Raw genomic sequence first — 18,348 nt, forward strand, 5'->3', positions numbered from 1 at the left:
CATCATGGCAGAGACAGAAGCCGCCGAAGGCCAGCCGAAGAAGAAATCGGCCGCAATCATGACCATCGCCGGGCTTGCGATCCTGACGCTGCTTGGCGCCGGCGGCGGCTGGGTGGTTGGTGCCATGGTCGCGCCCAACATCAAGGGTGCCGAGCAGGCGGAGCAAGCAAAGGCGGCCAAGGACGAGGCCGCGCAAAAGAAGGAAGGCGAGGCGGGACTGCCTCACATTTCCACGGAAGCCAACAACGTCGTTCAGCTTGAGCCGATCACGTCGAACCTCGCCTATCCCTCGGAGAACTGGGTTCGTCTGGAAGTCGCACTGCTGTTTTCCGGCCCGCCCGACGTGAAACTCGCGGAGGATATCCATCAAGATATTCTCGCCTATGTCCGTACGGTTTCGCTGCAGCAGATCGAAGGGCCGCGAGGCTTCGAATATCTTAAGGATGACATCCAGGAGCGTGTTGACCTTCGCGCGCAAGGCCGCGTATCGAAGGTCATGTTCAGGACCTTCGTCGTCGAATGATTCGATTCCTATTGCTGTTCGCTGCCATGATGGCGGCACCGGAGCTGGCGCATGCGCAGCAGCTCCCGACAAACCTGTTGAACTTGCCGGTCGACGGTTCGGTCGCGGCATGGATCATCAGAACATTCGGCCTGCTGACCGTCCTTTCGGTCGCGCCGGGCATTCTGATCATGGTGACGAGCTTCCCGCGCTTCGTCATCGCCTTCTCGATCCTGCGATCGGGAATGGGCCTGTCCTCCACTCCTTCGAATATGATCTTGCTGTCGCTTGCGCTGTTCATGACTTTCTATGTCATGCAGCCGACCTTCGACCAGGCATGGCAGACGGGCGTTCAACCGCTCCTGTCGAACCAGATCGACGAGCAGCAGGCCATCACGCGCATTGCGGAGCCCTTCCGCACCTTCATGACAAGCAACACGCGCGACAAGGATCTGGCGCTTTTCGTCGATTTGGCGCGGGAGCGCGGCCAGAGCGTCGAGACCGGTGAGAAGATCGACTACCGCGTCCTCATTCCTGCCTTCATGATCTCAGAGATCCGGCGCGGTTTCGAGATCGGCTTTCTGGTTGTTCTCCCATTCCTCGTCATCGACCTGATCGTTGCCACCATCACCATGGCGATGGGCATGATGATGCTGCCGCCGACATCGATTTCGCTGCCGTTCAAGATCCTCTTCTTCGTGCTGATCGACGGCTGGAATCTCCTGGTCGGAAGCCTGGTCCGCTCCTTCCACTAGAGTAGGTTCACGGCGCAACAGGCGGTCCAGATACCACGAAACAGTAAACCCGCCGCAGAGACGCGGCGGGTTTTCTGTTTGTCGGGTTGGCTCACACGGTCGTGATGAAAGGCGTTGTCCGCGGCGGCAGCGCCGGGACGTCGAGATGATCCGGCTCCAGGCCACGCTTGGCGCGGTCGATCATCATTTCGTAAGCCGTCTCGAGATGCTGCCGGAAGCGATCCGCATCAAAGAGCGGCATGATGCCGGCGTTTTGCTTAAGGCGCGCCTTGTAGGCGACGACGCGTTGCGCGTCGAGCGCCATCTCCACAGCCATCTCCTCATAGGCCTGCGTATCGGCGGCCACGAGTTCCGGCAAGCCGATGGCATTCAGCAAGCTCTCGCTGACGCGCGACGCAAAGTTGGTACCCTTGACGGTGAGGACCGGCAAACCGCCCCAGAGCTGCTCCGACGTTGTCGTGTGGCCGTTGACCGGGAAGGTGTCGAGGCCGAGATCGGCGCATTGCTGTCGGTCGATGTGCTTTTGATAGGTGACGCGTGGGCAGAAGATGATGCGGTCCGAAGTGATTCCGCGCTTGTTCGCATAGTTCCGGATATTCGTTTCGGCGCGCACTGACGACAGCATCAGCCAGAGGACGCTGTTCGGCGCCCGCCGGAGGATGTTGCACCAGATATCGAGTGTCTCAGCCGTGATCTTGCGGTTGCCGTTGAATGACGCGAACACGAATGCATCGTCCGGCAATCCGACCGCCGCCCGCGTGGTGGGGGTCGGCTTTGGGCGGTTCGTCGGATCGTTCGGCTGGTAGCTCTCAGGCATCCGAACAAATTTCTCGTGATAGTGAGGCTTGGCGCGATCGGGGAGAACAAAGTGATCGCCGACGATGTAATCGAGGTCAATGTTGACAGTGCTGCCGGGAAAGCCCAGCCAGGAGACATGGATCGGGGCGACGCTCTGGTTGAGGATATCCGGCCGTCCGTCAGTGGTATGCCCCTTCAGATCAACCAGAATGTCGATTTCCAGCTCTCGGATTTTCTCGGCGACCTCCGCGTTGGTCAGATCACGGATCAGGCAGACATTGCCCCAGGCGGATCGGTCGGCCTTGTTCGCCGCCAGATACGCTTCTCCGGAGTGGCAGAAGAGGGTAATTTCAAAGCGGTTGCGGTCATGCAGCTCGAGCACGCGCTGGAGAAGCTTCATCGTCGCATGGTCGCTCCAGAAGTCTGACGAGAGATAGCCGATCCGGATTTTCTCTCCCCACTTGTGAGGCAACGACCGCCGCTTTGCCGCGAGTTCCGGCAGTGAAAGGAGGGGGTTGAGCGAGACGATGCCGTTCAGCGCCTCGTCTCCGCACCAATGCAGATTGTAGAAGGGATTGTCCTTCCGCAGAAACTCGAGATCGCGCTTCGCGATCATGTCGGCGATCGGACCAAAGAGGCTGGCGACGCGGCCGTAGTCGCAGGTCTCCCGCGCAAAGACGAGATTGAGCAGGCGGAGCGCCGGCATTTCCGGAAATCGCTTGAAGAGGTTCGCTACGAGGGCCTCGTTCGTCGGATCCAGAATGTGGTCGGTCAACGCGTGAACCGCGAGCGCGATGTGTTCCGGATTGGAGCTTTCCGAGATGACACGCCTGAAAGGGCTGATGAGATCAAGCCGTCCCTGCTTGATGTAGATTGAGACGAGGACAAAGGCGAGATCGGCGTCGTTTTGCGCCAACTTCATCACGCGCAAGGCATGCGCCAGCGCTTCCTGTTCGTCGCCGCTCTGGAAATACAGGATTGCTGCTTCGCGTGTGTAGATCGACTCCGCCTGACCATCGAGCTTCCCGGCGAGCGAATAGGCGGCGGCGGCTTCGGCCTTGAAGCCAAGCTTTATAAGGTTTTTGGCCAGAAGCACGTAGGTCTTGACGTCCTTCTGCGTGTCGACGAGTTGGTTCAGCACCTCAAGCGACTTGAGATAGAGGCCCTTCTGGTAATCCTTGGAGGCCGCTGCGAATGAAATGCTACTGTTCAAGACCCACTCCATGCCGGGATTTCGTCGACGCACCGGACCACGAGCATATGGGCACGGTCCTAGCTGTCTCATTCTAAGCATTTGAAGCTTGCATGAAGCCGGTGTTGCAGCGGGGCGAGGCGATCTCTTCAGTCATCGTTAACCACTGCAGGCGTCGGCGGCGGTTTCCTAATGATCTTAACTGCTTGGCAATCAATGGCTGCGAAATTCAGATGGACATGACGGGTTTGGTTGCAAACAAAACGGCACCGAGTGGCATGAAGCTGGTCCGTCATCGCCGGTATAGAAGTCCGGTATGTCCTCCTTTTGTATTTTGTTTTTGGGGACAGACTTATGACAAGCATTAACACCAACAATTCTGCAATGGCGGCACTCCAGACGCTGCGCAACGTCAACAAGGGCTTGAACGAGACGCAGGCGGCCGTTTCGTCTGGCCTGCGCGTCGGCAAGGCTTCCGACAACGCTGCTTACTGGTCGATCGCCACCACGATGAAGTCGGACAACAAGGCCCTTTCGGCCGTTTCCGACGCCCTCGGCATGGGTGCTGCAAAGATCGACACGGCTTACACCGCTGTCGACAGCGCCATCGATATCGTTGGCGAAATCAAGGCCAAGCTCGTTGCCGCAACCGAAAAGGGCGTCGACAAGGCGAAGGTTCAGGACGAAATCTCCCAGTTGCAGGCGCAGCTCTACAGCGTTGCTCAGTCTGCTTCGTTCAACGGTGAAAACTGGGTCAACAACTCGGGCGGTACCGTCAGCGTTGTTTCCTCCTTCGTCCGCGGCACCAACGGCACGGTCAGCATCAAGACCACCGACTACGCTCTCAGCGCCACGAACACCCTGTTCAACAGCGCGACGGGCGGTATTCTCGGCTCGACCGGCACGAACTACACCGCCGGCTCGATCTACTCCTTCACGATCAGCTCGACGACGACCCAGGGCCAGATCGACAGCCTGCTCAGCGACGTTGAAAGCGCTCTGAAGTCGATGACCACGCTTGGCTCGCAGCTCGGTTCGCTGCAGAAGCGCGTCGACATCCAGTCCGACTTCGTTTCCTCGCTCAGCGACTCGATCGACTCCGGTATCGGCCGCCTGGTTGACGCCGACATGGAAGAAGAGTCCTCCAAGCTCAGCGCCCTGCAGACCCAGCAGCAGCTGGCGATCCAGTCGCTGTCGATCGCGAACTCCTCTTCGCAGAACATTCTCTCGCTGTTCCGCGGCTGATAACAGCCTCGCGCAGTATCAGAGAAAAGATTTACGGCCGGGGCTTGCCCCGGCCGTAAATGTTTTAATTTCCGGTTAATGCGGTGCCGCTAAGCGTTGGATTTTTTTAACTATTTTTAATTTTTCGGTTCAGAGTTTCTTAACCATGATGGGGTTTTATGTGCCTATCGAAACGGCGAGTTGACTGCGCACAGTGAGCGGTCAACAGGCATGAGGCTGACCGTCGTTCCCGGTAGTCCGGAATGTCCCTTCCTATCAATTATGCCAAAGGGGCAAATTAAAATGACCAGCATTCTGACCAACAATTCCGCAATGGCCGCTCTCCAGACGCTGCGTGATGTCAACAGCGGCCTGTCGAAGACGCAGGGCGCCGTTTCGTCTGGCCTGCGCGTCGGCAAGGCTTCCGACAACGCTGCTTACTGGTCGATCGCCACCACGATGAAGTCGGACAACAAGGCCCTTTCGGCTGTTTCCGACGCCCTCGGCATGGGTGCTGCAAAGATCGACACGGCTTACACCGCTGTTGACAGCGCCATCGACCTCGTCGGCGAAATCAAGGCCAAGCTCGTTGCCGCGACCGAAAAGGGCGTCGACAAGCTGAAGCTGCAGGACGAAATCACCCAGCTGCAGGCACAGCTCTACAGCGTTGCCCAGTCTGCTTCGTTCAACGGCGAAAACTGGGTCAACAACTCGGGCGGCACCGTCAGCGTTGTTTCCTCCTTCGTCCGCGGCACCAACGGCACGGTCAGCGTCAAGACCACCGACTACGTCCTCAACGCCACGAACACCCTGTTCAACAGCGCGACGGGCGGCATTCTCGGCTCGACCGGCACGAACTACACCGCCGGCTCGATCTACTCCTTCACGATCAGTGCAACGACGACCCAGGGCCAGATCGACAGCCTGCTCAGCGACGTCGAACTCTCTCTGAAGGCGATGACGACGCTCGGCTCGCAGCTCGGTTCGCTGCAGAAGCGCGTCGACATCCAGACCGACTTCGTCTCCTCGCTCAGCGACTCGATCGACTCCGGTATCGGCCGCCTGGTTGACGCCGACATGGAAGAAGAGTCCTCCAAGCTCAGCGCCCTGCAGACCCAGCAGCAGCTGGCTGTACAGTCGCTGTCGATCGCGAACTCCTCTTCGCAGAACATCCTCTCGCTGTTCCGCAACTAACACTAGGAGCGCCTCCGGGCGTTTCGGCAGACAGATCGCCAATCGAAAGCCGCGCTTCCCAAGCGCGGCTTTTTTAATGCTTGTTAACTTCGCGTTAACCAAACTCATGTTTTCTGCCGTCAACGAAACGGTATGTTAACCAACCCTAAGAAGCGGTTAGCGGGCATGAAGCTGATTGCCGTTCCCCGGTGGCGGACCGGAATGTCCCTTTTCAATATTTGCCAATAAGGGGCGATAATTTCATGACCAGCATTTTGACGAACGTCGCGGCAATGTCCGCCCTCCAGACCCTGCGTAGCATCAATGGCAGCCTGGAAGAGACACAGAGCCGTGTTTCGTCCGGCTACCGCGTCGCCGAAGCCAAGGACAACGCTGCCTATTGGTCGATTGCAACGACGATGCGCTCTGACAACAAGGCGCTTTCGGCCGTTTCCGACGCGCTTGGCCTTGGTGCGGCAAAGGTGGACACCGCCTATTCGGCGATGGACAGCTCTATCGACGTCGTTAGCGAGATCAAGGCGAAGATTGTTGCGGCGACTGAAAAGGGTGTCGACAAGAACAAGATCCAGGATGAAATTGCGCAGCTCCAGCAGCAGCTCTTGAGCATTGCCCAGTCTGCTTCCTTCTCGGGAGAGAACTGGGTTGCAGGCAACACGACGAAGAGCGTCGTTTCGTCTTTCGTCCGTAACGCCAATGGCCAGGTTTCCGTCCAGACAACCCAGTATGTGCTCGATGACAGCACCAGCGGTAATGTCCTCTTTGGCATGACCACTACGGGTGCCATCAGCACCACCAGCGGCATCATCGGGACGTCCTCGGGCAGCGTCGGTTCTATTTACAGCATGAACATCAGCAGCTTCAGCCCGAGCGACATCGACCTTGCCCTGACGACTGTCGAAGCCGGCCTCAGCGCAATGACGAAAGCCGCCTCCCAGCTCGGCTCGATCTCGACCCGCATCGACCTGCAGGAAAGCTTCGTTTCCGACCTCAGCGACTCGATCGACTCGGGCGTTGGACGCCTCGTCGACGCGGATATGGAAGAGGAATCGAGCAAGCTAACGGCCCTGCAGACGCAGCAACAACTGGCGATCCAATCGCTGTCGATCGCGAACTCCAGCGCGCAGAACGTTCTGACGCTGTTCAAGAACTAAGCCGTCCAGCAGTATCATAAAGAGATAGGAAAGCCGCGTCGTCGATGCGGCTTTCTCTTTGTTTTTGAAGCAATAATCAAGATTGCGCGAGGCTTGCGACACTGAAGCCGCTGCACTTGCGCCCGTGGAAGGCCTTGGTTAACTTCGTTTAACAGTTGATTTGTTTTTGCGACAAACCGGACCTGGGAAGCCAGCCGGGGGCATGACGCCAGGTCAGTCGCTGCCGGTCGCCGGCCTGTCCCGTTTCCCTACTCAGAGCCAGAAAATGACATACAAAATTACCAGCTCGGCCCAGGTAAACGCCCTCGCGGCGCTGCGCATCATTAACAAGGACGTCGCAACGACACAGCAGCAGGTCTCATCGGGCTATCGCGTCGAAACGGCTGCCGACGATGCGACCTACTGGTCTTTTGCAAGCGTCATGCGCTCGGACAGCAGCTCGCTGCAGAATGTTCACGACGCGCTCGGCGTCGGCGCATCGAAGGTCGATACCGCCTATACGTCGATGGAAAGCCTCATCGACCAGTTGGGCGAGATCCGCAAGACCTTGGTGACAGCGCAGGAGGCCGGCGTCGACAAGACGAAGCTCAATACGACGCTGACCGAGTTGAAGGGACAGTTGCAGACGACTGTCCAGACGACGAATTTTGCCGGTGAGAACTGGCTGCTCAACCGCGATACGAACCTGCCGATCTCGCGCTCGGTGATCGGCGGTTTCGTGCGTGGCACGAGCGGTGAATATCAGGCGCAGACCATTGATTTTCCGGCCGACCAGACCGTCATGATCGATATGACTGACGCCAATCGCGGTCTTCTCACGAAGACGGTCGACGCGAACACGTTGAATTCCGATGGCACGACGACTGCGCGCAACTACTACCTTCTGGATGCGGGCTCGACGACGCCCGCGAGCGGAACCGAAATAGCGCTCGACGCCAACACGACGCCGGCGCAATTGAAGGACATGATGGCGGTTGTCGATTCCATCCTGTCGAAACTGACAACGACCGCGGCCGGCCTCGGCACGATGAGTGCCCGTATCAGTGATCGTGTTTCCTATACCGCCGACATGTCCGATTTGATCGACAAGGGCGTTGGCGCGCTGGTCGACACCGATATGGATGAAGCCTCGACCCTTCAGAAGGCGCTCCAGACGCAACAACAAATGGGCGTTCAGGCAATCTCGATCCTGAACACAGCCGCCAGCAAGGTGCTGATCCTGTTGCAATAGTGGCCGGAGCTGTTGAGCTTGTCCGGCTCCACCCTTCATCCTCGCGCAAGTTTGACACCCTAGTTTCGATACAAAGGCGCAGTGCGAAAACCGTGCCGGATGAGTTGTCAGTTTCATGATGGGGTACGGCATGTCGCAGTCCTCTGCAGCGAAAGGGTGGATTCGGTGAGCGCGCTGCTCTCTCGGTACCTCAAGGATTTTGGCGAGCCTGCCGTCGTCGCTCCCGTTACGGAAGCGGATGATTTCGCGGGCGACTTTGGCGGGTTTGCCGACGTCGCCTCCGAACCCGTGATTGATCTCGAAGCAGAACGCCACAGCGCTCATGCGGACGGCTATGCAGAAGCCACCGCGGCGCTGACGGAGAAATATGAGCTGGAAGCGCAGACGGTGGCACTCGTGCACCAGCGTGAAGTCGAAGAGCTTCGCGACCGGTACGAGGTCGAGGCCGCAGAGCTGATCGCCTCCCGTCTCGACGCGATGGCGGGCGATCTCGCCGAGCTCGTCAGCGCGACGGTCGCAAAGGCGCTTGCGCCTGTCATGACCGATGTTCTGTCACAAAAGGCTGCCGTTGATCTTGCCGGCATCCTGCGTGAGGCGTTGCTGGAAGGTGATGTCGGCACCGTGACGGTCAAGGGGCCGACGCGACTGTTCGACGTGCTGAAGAATACACTCGGCGAAAAGGCTGGTCTTCTGCGCCATCATGAAACGGCTGATGTCGACCTGACCGTCGAGTTTGACGACGCCGTCCTTGTCACGCGCATGTCAGCCTGGGCGACGAGCCTGAAGAAAGTTCTGGAATGAGTGATAGCGAAAACCACCATCACGGCAAGAACGAGATTATCATCGTCAAACGGCATGGCGGCGGTGATCACGACGGTGCGCATGGTGGCGCCTGGAAGATCGCCTATGCCGACTTCATGACGGCCATGATGGCGTTCTTCCTCGTCATGTGGCTGGTCAACGCTGCGAACGAGGAAACCAAGGCCTCGGTCGCGACCTATTTCAATCCGATCAAGCTCGCCGACGAGAAGCCCACGCAAAAAGGCTTGAAGAAGCCGGTCGACCAGGCGGATGGCGACCAGAAGCAGGACAAGTCGAAGGAAAAAGAGGACGAACCGACCAAAGGCGCATCGGCCGCCAATGGCGATGACCAGACCTCGACCTCCGGCGACCAGACGAATTATTCGGAAGCCGACTTTTTCGAGAACCCCTATTCCGTGCTGGCGGAGATTGCGCAGGAAGTCGGTCAGCAGGCAAATGTCAGCGCCAAGGGCGAGGGCGGTGCCAGCGAATCGGGTCCGGCAACTGGTGCCGACGGCGGTCAGGCCTATCGTGACCCCTTCGATCCTGATTTCTGGACGAAGCAGGTGGAAGTCACGCATGCCGACAAGAAGCAGCCCGCCTCGAAGGATACGCCTGTTGATGGTGCGGCAGACGCCACCGAAGTTGCCAAGGCGGAGGCCGAGAATCCGGCGGATCTGACCGGCAAGGCTCAAAGTGAGCACGCTGAGGAAGCGGCCGAAAGCCAGTCTCCACAGGCTGAATCGTCCGTGGACACGGCGTCTGAGAATGTCGACGGCAAGGAAAAGCCGCAGACTGAGGCACAAAAGGCCGCCGAGCAGAAACGGGCTGAAGAGCTGCAAAAGGAAATCGCCCAACAGATTAGCGGCGTAGCCGGCAAGCTCGCCGAAGGTCTGACGGTAACATCATCGGAAGGCGGCCTCCTGGTCAGCATTTCCGATCAGAGCGACGATTCCATGTTCAACATCGGATCGGCCGTCCCACGCAAGGAAATGGTGCTTGCGATGGAGAAGATCGGCGAGGTCCTCAAGGGCAAGCCCGGCGCTGTCGTCATCCGGGGTCATACTGACGGTCGCCAGTACAAGGGCGAGAACGAGAACTGGCGCCTGTCCATGGATCGCGCCCAGGCTGCCTATTACATGATCATTCGTGGCGGCCTCGACGAGAAGCGGGTTTCGCAGGTCTCAGGCTTCGCTGACCGCAAATTGAAGGATCAGGCGGATCCGTTCAATGCCACCAACAGACGAATCGAAATATTGCTGCAGGCGGATCAAGGATAGTCATGATCCGTCACCACCAACGTCTTCTGCTTATGCTTCTCGGCCTCGCGGTGGGGCCTGCTGCGGTCGCGCATGCGGAAGATCAGGAGGACATCGCGCCTTACAAGATGCTGCGTTCGTTGCAGTTCGTGCAAGATTCCGTCGTGCTCGGCGATCACTCGGCCGCCGAGATGCAGCGTTTCATGCTTGGCACGATTGATCAGCGCCTGCGTACGATCGACCAGTCGGTGTTTGACGATGATCGCAACGTCGATGCGGCACTCATCTATGCGATGAGTGGCGGCAATCCGGAGACCCTCGAATACCTGGTCGCCCGGGATGTAAACGGTCACTTCGACAACCGCATCAGCGACGTGCTGCGGAAGTATCTCAGCGGCAAGGGATTGCTCGTCGCCAAGAGCCTTGTCGAGACCGCGAACGAATACAAAGACAAGAAGATCGGTCCCTATCTTGCGCTGGTCGGCGGTAACGTCACCATCGCCAAGAGTCCGATGGAAGCACTGAAGCTTTATGATCAAGCGCGCCTCACTGCGCCGGGAACGATCGTCGAGGAGGCGGCATTGCGTCGCTCCGTTTCGATCTGTGTTGAAGCCGGCATGGTGGATAAGGGACTTGATTATTCGCAACGCTATGTGCGCCGCTTCCTGCATTCACCCTATGCCAGCCAGTTCGCGGACTTGTTTGTAAGGCTGCTCGTCTATCACGATCACGAAGTGAAGGCGGACGACGTCATCAGCATCCTCTCCTTCATGGATGAGGCGAGGCAGCGTGAGGTCTATCTTCGCATCGCCCGCGCGGCTGCGATCGCCGGCAAGGGCGATCTCGCACGGATGGCCGCGGCCCGCGCCCAGACGCTCTCCGGCGATTCTGACAATGCCTTTGGGGCGCTGGCGGATTTTTATGGCGGCATGGCGTCGATCCCGACGGACAAGATCGACGCGGCCACGAAGAACATCTCATCCATCCCGGACCAGGAGTTGTCGCCACGCGACCAGGCACTGCGGGCCGCGGCAAAAGCTATTGCGGAACAAGTGCTTCGTGCGCCCGATCCGGCAAGCTTGACGCAAGCGACGACCCCTAAATCTTACAGCCAAGAAATTACTTCTGAACAGGCAGCAGCCTCACCGGAGGCGGAGCAGGGGGATATACCAAATCCAGCTCCAGGTCCTGTTGTCGGAGACGCGGATCTAACGCCGCCATCCAATGTTGGGGGACAGCAGGACGCCGACCCGTCATTCAGCGCATTCGTGACGTCAAGCCGATCGCAGCTGGATGAAATCGACGGCCTCTTGAAAAAAGAAAGTAATTGAGATGATGGACATCAGCGTTTCGGGGGGAGCGTCTGGAGCAGGGGCCGCCTCGGCGGCCGGCGCTGGCCGTCAGACGGTCAGCGGCGGTGATGCGGACGCAGGAGGGTTCTCCGACGTCCTGAACAAGGCAAGCGGCGGCAAGCATGACGCGGCAGGGCAAGCGACGGCAGACGGCAGCGGGTCCAGCGCGCCGCGTCATACGAGCACGAAGGCATTGATCGACCTTGGAGGCGCTTCGCTCGCAGCCCACACCGAGATGAAAGAGAAGGCGTCCGGCTCCGTGGACAAAGACACGAAGAAGACGGAGCGCGGCGCCACCAAGGCCGCGGGCAAGCACGATGAGGCCGTCCCGGAAGATGCTGCCGACGTGCTGGAGGATGCCGTCGCGTCCCGTCCAGCCAAAGGCGCCAAGGAGCCGAAGACTGACGCCACTGAGGTCACGAACACTGGCGACAACGACAATGCCATCTCCGATGTTCTCAGCCTATTGAAGCAGCTACCGACGGACGGAACCGCCGCAGCCGCGTTTGCGGCCATGGCGGCTGCGAACCAAAAGGCTGACGGCAAGGTAATGGCCGATCCCAAAGACAAGCAGGTGGCCGGCATCAAGCAAAAGGACGACACGTCCATTCACAACGATGCTGTCAGCGTCGATGCGACGGGTGACGTTCAACTGCCGGGCACGGATGTTGCTGGCGTTACCGACGCGACGACATTCCGGCTGAGCCGCGCCGATGGCCGCGGCCAGTCGATGGACATGCATCTTGGCTTGGACAAGGATGCCCCAGCCGAGTCCGGCGGCAAGGCCAGCATCGAGAGTGTATCCGTCCTCGACACGCGCCGCTATATCGGTCTGGCACAGAACACCAATTCTGCCGCGGTGACGGCCGCGATATCCGGTGATCCGGAATGGGCGCAGGCCATGCAGGCGAGCTCATCCCTGTCGAACGCCGCTGAGTGGTCGAGCACCGGCAAGGTGGTGAATACGCTCAAGATCCAGATGAATCCGATCGATCTCGGCCTGGTCACGGCCACGATGCGGCTTCAGGGCGACGCGCTCAACGTCGACCTGAAGGTCGAGACCGGAGCGGCCTATCGACAGCTCAAGGAAGACCACGGCAAGATCATCGAGGCTCTGCGCAGCCAAGGCTACGCTATCGACAACGTCACGATCAGCATGGCGCCCGTCGACCGCTCCGACACCGGCAATCAGGCGAACACACAAGCGCAGCAGCAGGGCCAGGCCTTTGCTCAGCAGGGCCAGGGCGAGGCCAGAGAGCGCCAAAATCAATCAGGACAGCGAACTGGCGGAGGCTTCAATGGCTCGGGCGAAAGCAGTGTTGAAGGCACTTCTCCTGGCGCCGCTGGCAGCGGCCGCAGTGGCGACGTCTATCTCTAGCGCATGGGCGTCGAACAGCGCCTGTGAGCAGGAGATTCAATCCGCCGCGTTGAAGTATGGCATCCCCGAAGGGATACTCTATTCCGTTGGTTTGACCGAGACCGGTCGCAAGGGATCGCTCTACCCTTACGCGCTGAACATCGAAGGGAAGGCCTTCTTTCCTCCCTCCGAGCAGGACGCTCTGAGGCAGGTTGACGTTGCGCGCAGGTCCGGTGCGAAGCTGATCGACATCGGCTGCATGCAGATCAACCAGTACTACCATGGTGAGAATTTTCGGTCGGCAGAGGAGATGTTCGACCCCCGCCGCAATGTGGAATACGCGGCACGGTTCCTTCGCAACCTCCATGACCGGCACGAAACATGGACAATGGCGGTCGCCCGTTATCACGCCGGACCCAACAACGACCCCGCCCAAAAGCAATATGTCTGCCGGGTCATCGCCAATCTGGTCGCCACTGGCTACGGCAAATGGACTCCCAATGCGAGCAACTTCTGCCAGAATTGACTCAATCAAAGCGAGCAGAAAACAGAACAAAGCAGAAATGTGTCATATTGTGGCGAGAATCTGTCTCAATGTGGCAAGGCAAGTCACATTTTAGACCTTGTTAACTTTTCCACGAAATTTTTGTGTGCATAATTTCGGTCTGCTACTACATCTAGATCAAATCGCGCCTCAATTCTTAATCAACTATTAATTCCCGTCGATTAGTTCCTACAGCTTGTCCCAGAATCGCGCGATTCGTACCCATAGAGCATCGAGGTACCACAAGTGATTCGGAGGCGGACGAATGATCGTAGTGGTTGATGAGCGTGAGCTCGTGAAAGATGGTTACACTTCACTTTTTGGGCGGGAAGGCATTCCCTCCACAGGGTTTGATCCAAATGAATTCGGCGAATGGGTTCAGACGGCGGCGGATTCTGATATCGCGGCTGTCGAGGCGTTCCTGATCGGCCAGGGGCAGCAGACTTTCGAGCTGCCGCGCGCGATTCGCGATCGGACGATGGCGCCGGTTATCGCTGTCAGCGACCAGCCATCCTTGGAAAACACGCTTGCACTTTTTGATTGTGGCGTCGACGACGTCGTGCGCAAGCCGGTGCATCCCCGGGAGATCCTGGCCCGAGCCGCCGCCATTCGACGTCGACTGAAAGCGATTTCCAGCCACACGGACATCGGCGCAATCCGCGTGTTCTCCGATGGCCGCGATCCGGAAATTCACGGCGAAGTCTTTGCGCTTCCCCGTCGCGAGCGCCGCATCCTCGAATATTTGATCGCAAATCGCGGTCGTCGCGTCACCAAGACTCAGATCTTCAACGCGATCTACGGAATATTCGACGACGAAGTCGAAGAGAACGTCGTCGAAAGTCATATTTCCAAGCTGCGCAAGAAGCTCCGGAAGAAGCTCGGCTTCGATCCGGTCGATTCGAAGCGCTTTCTTGGCTACTGCATTGATTGGAACTGATTTTTTAGAACGGGCCGTGTTGCCTGAGCATTGTCGCTGCATTCTCCCGACGATCGTTCAGCTCCAGACAGCTTCACGCAAGGCCCACCAAATACTTTCAAGCCTACTAAGGGAATCGAGGTTTTCAGATGAGCATTTTTGGCAGCATGAAGACGGCCGTGTCCGGCATGAACGCCCAGGCAAACCGCCTCAGCACCGTCGCCGACAACATCGCGAACGCAAACACGACGGGCTACAAGGCCGTTTCGACCGCCTTCTCGTCGCTGGTTCTACCCTCGACCTCGGGTAACTACAATTCGGGTGGCGTCCAGACATCCGTTCGCCAGTCCGTGTCTGAGCAGGGCGATATCTCCTACACGACCTCTAGCTACGATCTCGCGATCTCTGGTGACGGTTTCTTCATCGCTCAGAGCCCGGACGGCGTTCCGGTCCTGACTCGCGCCGGCGATTTCACCAAGGATCCCGAAGGTAACCTGGTCAATTCCGCCGGCTTCAAGCTGATGGGCTACTCCTACAATTCGGGCGCTCCCTCGGTCGTCGTCAACGGCTTCTCGGGCCTTGTACCGATCAACGTCAACCAGTCCGGTCTGACGGCGATCGCCTCGACGACGGGTACGTTCTCCGGAAACCTCAATTCGAACGCGAACGTTGCGACCGGCAACCTGCCGAGCTCGAACACTGCGCCAATCACCGCCGACACGAAGCAGATGTCGATGGTCGGTTACGACAAGCTCGGCAACACCGTGCAGTACGATTTCTACTTCACCAAGACCGCGGCCGGGACGCCAGCTTCCCCAGGTCCGCCGCCGGTTGCAGCAACGTCCGGCACCTGGCAGGTCGCAGTCTACCGGCACGACGACGCGGCGACGGGCGGTACGTCATCGTTCCCCTATTCGTCGGCCGCGGTTGGTACGACGACGTTGACCTTCGACGCGAACGGCAAGATGGCTTCCGCCGGCGCGATGACGCTCACCGACCCGGTAACGGGTGGCTCCATCGCGATGGACGTGAGCGGCTTCACGCAGCTTGCTTCGGAATTCGCGGGTAGCGGTACGCCGAACGGCCAGGCTGCAAGCCCTGTCAAGGACGTGACGATCGACAAGGACGGCACGGTATATGCCAAGTACGCGGACGGCACGTCTAAGCCGCTCTACCGCGTTCCGCTGGCGACTGTCGCCAGCCCGGACAACATGACGCTGATGAGCGGCAACGTTTATAGCGCCAACGGCCAGTCGGGCGTGACGGTTACCGGCTTCCCGCAGACGAACGGTTTCGGCTCGATCCAAGCGGGTGCGCTGGAGAGCTCGAACGTCGACCTCGCCGGCGAACTGACCGAAATGATCGAATCGCAGCGCAGCTACACCGCCAATTCCAAGGTGTTCCAGACGGGGTCCGACATCATGGACGTCCTCGTCAACCTCAAGAGATAAGTAGGGTACGGATAAGCCATGTCGCTCACTTCCGCACTGAATACGGCGCAGAACATATTCAACAATACCGGCACTCAAAGCAGTGTCGTATCGAACAATATCTCGAACTCCAGCAACAGCGACTACGTGCGCCGGCAGGCGATGATCACCACCTCGCTGGGTGGCGCGCAGGTTGTGAAGATCAGCCGCGCGCAGGAAGACGCGCTGATGCGTCAGTGGCTGAAGGCGAGTGCGCAGGACAGTGGCCAGCAGACGTTGCTGGGCGGGCTGACCGACCTGAAATCGATCATGGGCGGCAACGATTACGAGACGTCGCCAGCCAACTACTTGGCGACGTTCCGCGAAAAGCTGCAGGCTTTCCGCACGTCGCCGAGCAGCACGATTGCCGCGCAGAGCGCAGTTACAGCAGCCCAAGACGTTGCCAATTCGCTGAACGACGCAACGAAATCCGTCCAGGCCGTTCGTCAGGGCGCCGACAAGGAAATCGCGACGCAGGTCTCGACTCTCAACACGCTGCTTGCGCAATTCAAGACGGCGAACGACGCCGTCAAGAGCGCCACTGCGACCGGCGGCAATCCAGCCGATGCCCTGGACGAGCGGGACAAGCTGCTCAAGCAGATCTCTTCGATCGTCGGCGTTAACGCGGTCGACCGCGACAACGGCGATATGGCGCTCTACACAACCGACGGCACCGTCGTCTTCGATACGATCCCGCGCACAGTCACGTTTGTCGCCCAGAACACCTATACCGCTCAAACGAAGGGCAACGGCGTCTACATCGACGGCGTGCTGCTCGGTAGCGGCAAGGGCTCGACGAGCACGGCTCAGGGAAGCCTGCAAGCGCTGCTGCAGGTGCGTGATGATATCGCTCCTACCTTCCAGTCGCAGCTCGATGAGATCGCGAAGTCGCTCGTCACCATGTTCTCGGAAACCGGCGGCACCCCCACTACCACGCAGCCCGGCCTGTTTGTCTGGAAGACAGCGGTTGGAGCGCCGGGCGGTACCCCGACTGCGCCTGGCGTGATCGACGGCATTGCCGGCACGATCACCGTGAACGCCGCCGTCATCACCAACCAGGGCGGCGACCCGATGAAGTTGCGTGACGGCTCGATCTCGGGCCTCACCAATCTGAACACAACGGGCAGCAGCGGCTTCTCGGACAATCTCGACGCGCTCTACACGGAGATGGGCACCGCGCAGACCTTCTCGGCCACCGCCGGGCTGTCGTCCAACGTCAACATCATGGACTACGCCTCGAACTCGATCGGTTGGCTTGAGCAGTACCGAAGCGATGCAACGACGGCCTCCGAGAACACCTCCGCGGCGCTCTCGCGTTCGACGGAAGCGTATTCCAACGAGACTGGCGTTAACCTCGACGAAGAGCTGACGCTGCTTCTCGATATCGAGCAGTCCTACAAGGCGGCTACGAAGATCCTCAACGCTGTCGACGAAATGATGAAGTCATTGCTGGATATAGCGAGTTAAGCCATGAAAAGTTCATTTATTTCTAGCTCAGCCATTCAGAACGCAATGCGATTGACGATCCGCCAGTCGCAGAAGCAATTGGTTAGCGCTTCTCTCGAAGCAACGACCGGCGTTTACGCCGACATTGGTGCCTCGCTTGGTTCGGGCGCGGCGAAAAGCGTGAATTTCACGGCCGAAGTCAGCCGTATCAAGGCTCTCAAGGGCAGCAATTCCGTCGTCTCAGCGCGGTTGGAAGCATCGCAGCTCGGCCTCGACAGCATGAAGAAGGCCGGCGATGCGCTGGTCTCCAAGCTGACCGCGCTTCAGGGCAGCCAGGACAAGACAAGCATCACGGTGGCAATGCAATCTGCCGGTGACGCGCTGTCGCAGCTGATGGATACCGGCAATTCGATGCTCAACGGCGAGTATCTGTTCTCGGGTATCAACACCGATGTCCAGCCGCTCACCAATCAGCAGACCGCCGCGACGACCGCTATTCAGACCAACCTGGAGGCTTATGCAAGCGGCCTCGGCAAGCCGGTCAGCTCTCTGACGGGCGCCGAAATGGGCACCTTCATCACCAACTTTGTCGAGCCGATGTTCTCGCAGGACACCTTCAACGGCACCTCGACGCCGATCGCGTTCCCGCCGCCCGGTGCACCGACGCCGGTGGCGCCAGCGGCCTACGTGACGCCGCCTGCTTGGAGCGATTGGTCGGCTGCCTCGAACCAGAACATGACGAGCCGTATCAGCAACTCGGAAGTCGTGACGTCGTCGACCAACTCCAACTCGGACGGCATGCGCTACTTCGCGCTGGCCTCGATCACAGTATCGGCGTTGGCAAGCCAGAATGTAAGCGCTGACGCACTAAGCACGGTCACGTCGAAGGCGATTGGCTATGCGGCACAGGCAACGACTGGCATCGTGACGCAGGCGAGCCAGCTCGGCCTTTCGCAGGAGCGCGTCGAGAAGGCTAACGATGCCCTCGATGCCCAGTCCAGCATCATCCAGAACAAGCTCGTCGATCTCCAGGGCGTGGATACCTCGGAAGCATCGACGCTGGTCAACACGCTCCAGACGCAGCTGGAGACCGCCTACACCATTGTCTCGAAAATCCAGCAGTTGAGTCTCGTGAACTACCTTTGATGATCAAGGGT

The 18,348-nt window shown here is 59.1% G+C and carries 16 protein-coding genes; 15 read left to right on the forward strand and 1 reads right to left on the reverse strand.

Translation table 11 applies throughout. The features are described from left to right. Window positions 1-4 precede the first annotated feature (4 nt). Both FHX16_RS03540 and fliP read left to right on the forward strand, forming a co-directional pair. On the forward strand, window positions 5-523 hold the full coding sequence (locus FHX16_RS03540) for a flagellar basal body-associated FliL family protein (protein ID WP_183752672.1): 519 nt from the start codon (window positions 5-7) through the stop codon (window positions 521-523). Continuing rightward, complete coding sequence (fliP, locus tag FHX16_RS03545) at window positions 520-1,257, forward strand: flagellar type III secretion system pore protein FliP (protein ID WP_183752670.1); 738 nt, start codon at window positions 520-522, stop codon at window positions 1,255-1,257. The genes FHX16_RS03540 and fliP overlap by 4 nt, the downstream gene beginning before the upstream one ends. A gap of 91 nt (window positions 1,258-1,348) precedes the next feature. Here fliP and FHX16_RS03550 read toward each other — a convergent pair whose 3' ends face one another. Next, entirely contained in the window at window positions 1,349-3,280 is a 1,932-nt protein-coding gene (locus tag FHX16_RS03550; protein ID WP_183860206.1) for a glycosyltransferase family 41 protein, read from the reverse strand. 321 nt (window positions 3,281-3,601) lie between these two features. Between FHX16_RS03550 and FHX16_RS03555 the strand changes: the two genes are divergently transcribed. The 13 genes from FHX16_RS03555 (at window position 3,602) to FHX16_RS03615 (ending at window position 18,337) form a co-directional block, all read left to right on the forward strand. Continuing rightward, complete coding sequence (locus tag FHX16_RS03555) at window positions 3,602-4,492, forward strand: flagellin (RefSeq protein WP_183860204.1); 891 nt, start codon at window positions 3,602-3,604, stop codon at window positions 4,490-4,492. A gap of 282 nt (window positions 4,493-4,774) precedes the next feature. Then, window positions 4,775-5,665, forward strand: a complete 891-nt coding sequence (locus FHX16_RS03560) for a flagellin (RefSeq protein ID WP_183752664.1) — start codon at window positions 4,775-4,777, stop codon at window positions 5,663-5,665. A 242-nt stretch (window positions 5,666-5,907) separates the two neighbouring features. Next, the gene (locus FHX16_RS03565) at window positions 5,908-6,816 is read left to right on the forward strand and encodes a flagellin (RefSeq protein ID WP_183860202.1); all 909 of its coding nucleotides are present in this window, start codon (window positions 5,908-5,910) and stop codon (window positions 6,814-6,816) included. A gap of 265 nt (window positions 6,817-7,081) precedes the next feature. Next, window positions 7,082-8,047 (forward strand): flagellin, encoded by a 966-nt coding sequence (locus FHX16_RS03570; protein ID WP_183752660.1) that lies wholly within the window; start codon window positions 7,082-7,084, stop codon window positions 8,045-8,047. A 165-nt stretch (window positions 8,048-8,212) separates the two neighbouring features. Then, window positions 8,213-8,848 carry a hypothetical protein gene (locus FHX16_RS03575; RefSeq protein WP_183860200.1) on the forward strand — a complete coding sequence of 212 codons (636 nt, stop codon included), beginning with the start codon at window positions 8,213-8,215 and terminating at the stop codon, window positions 8,846-8,848. Continuing rightward, the gene (locus FHX16_RS03580; protein WP_183860198.1) at window positions 8,845-10,128 is read left to right on the forward strand and encodes a MotB family protein; all 1,284 of its coding nucleotides are present in this window, start codon (window positions 8,845-8,847) and stop codon (window positions 10,126-10,128) included. The genes FHX16_RS03575 and FHX16_RS03580 overlap by 4 nt, the downstream gene beginning before the upstream one ends. Window positions 10,129-10,130: 2 nt before the next feature. Beyond that, complete coding sequence (gene motC, locus FHX16_RS03585; RefSeq protein WP_183860196.1) at window positions 10,131-11,438, forward strand: chemotaxis protein MotC; 1,308 nt, start codon at window positions 10,131-10,133, stop codon at window positions 11,436-11,438. A 1-nt stretch (window position 11,439) separates the two neighbouring features. After that, window positions 11,440-12,837, forward strand: coding sequence for a flagellar hook-length control protein FliK (locus FHX16_RS03590; RefSeq protein ID WP_259126522.1), 1,398 nt, complete (start codon window positions 11,440-11,442; stop codon window positions 12,835-12,837). Further along, window positions 12,779-13,342, forward strand: a complete 564-nt coding sequence (locus FHX16_RS03595) for a transglycosylase SLT domain-containing protein (RefSeq protein ID WP_114711449.1) — start codon at window positions 12,779-12,781, stop codon at window positions 13,340-13,342. Before FHX16_RS03590 ends, FHX16_RS03595 begins: the two co-directional genes overlap by 59 nt. Before the next feature lie 283 nt (window positions 13,343-13,625). Further along, window positions 13,626-14,297 carry a transcriptional activator Rem gene (rem, locus tag FHX16_RS03600; protein ID WP_016552777.1) on the forward strand — a complete coding sequence of 224 codons (672 nt, stop codon included), beginning with the start codon at window positions 13,626-13,628 and terminating at the stop codon, window positions 14,295-14,297. Window positions 14,298-14,425: 128 nt separating this feature from the next. Then, complete coding sequence (locus FHX16_RS03605; protein WP_183752650.1) at window positions 14,426-15,727, forward strand: flagellar hook protein FlgE; 1,302 nt, start codon at window positions 14,426-14,428, stop codon at window positions 15,725-15,727. Between the two features lie 18 nt (window positions 15,728-15,745). After that, window positions 15,746-17,212, forward strand: coding sequence for a flagellar hook-associated protein FlgK (gene flgK / locus FHX16_RS03610; RefSeq protein ID WP_183752648.1), 1,467 nt, complete (start codon window positions 15,746-15,748; stop codon window positions 17,210-17,212). Window positions 17,213-17,215: 3 nt separating this feature from the next. Then, window positions 17,216-18,337: a flagellar hook-associated family protein gene (locus tag FHX16_RS03615; RefSeq protein ID WP_016552780.1), complete on the forward strand. Its 1,122-nt coding sequence runs from the start codon at window positions 17,216-17,218 to the stop codon at window positions 18,335-18,337. Window positions 18,338-18,348 lie beyond the last annotated feature (11 nt).

Origin of the sequence: Rhizobium sp. BK661, assembly GCF_024808825.1 — a bacterium.
Taxonomy (GTDB): domain Bacteria; phylum Pseudomonadota; class Alphaproteobacteria; order Rhizobiales; family Rhizobiaceae; genus Rhizobium.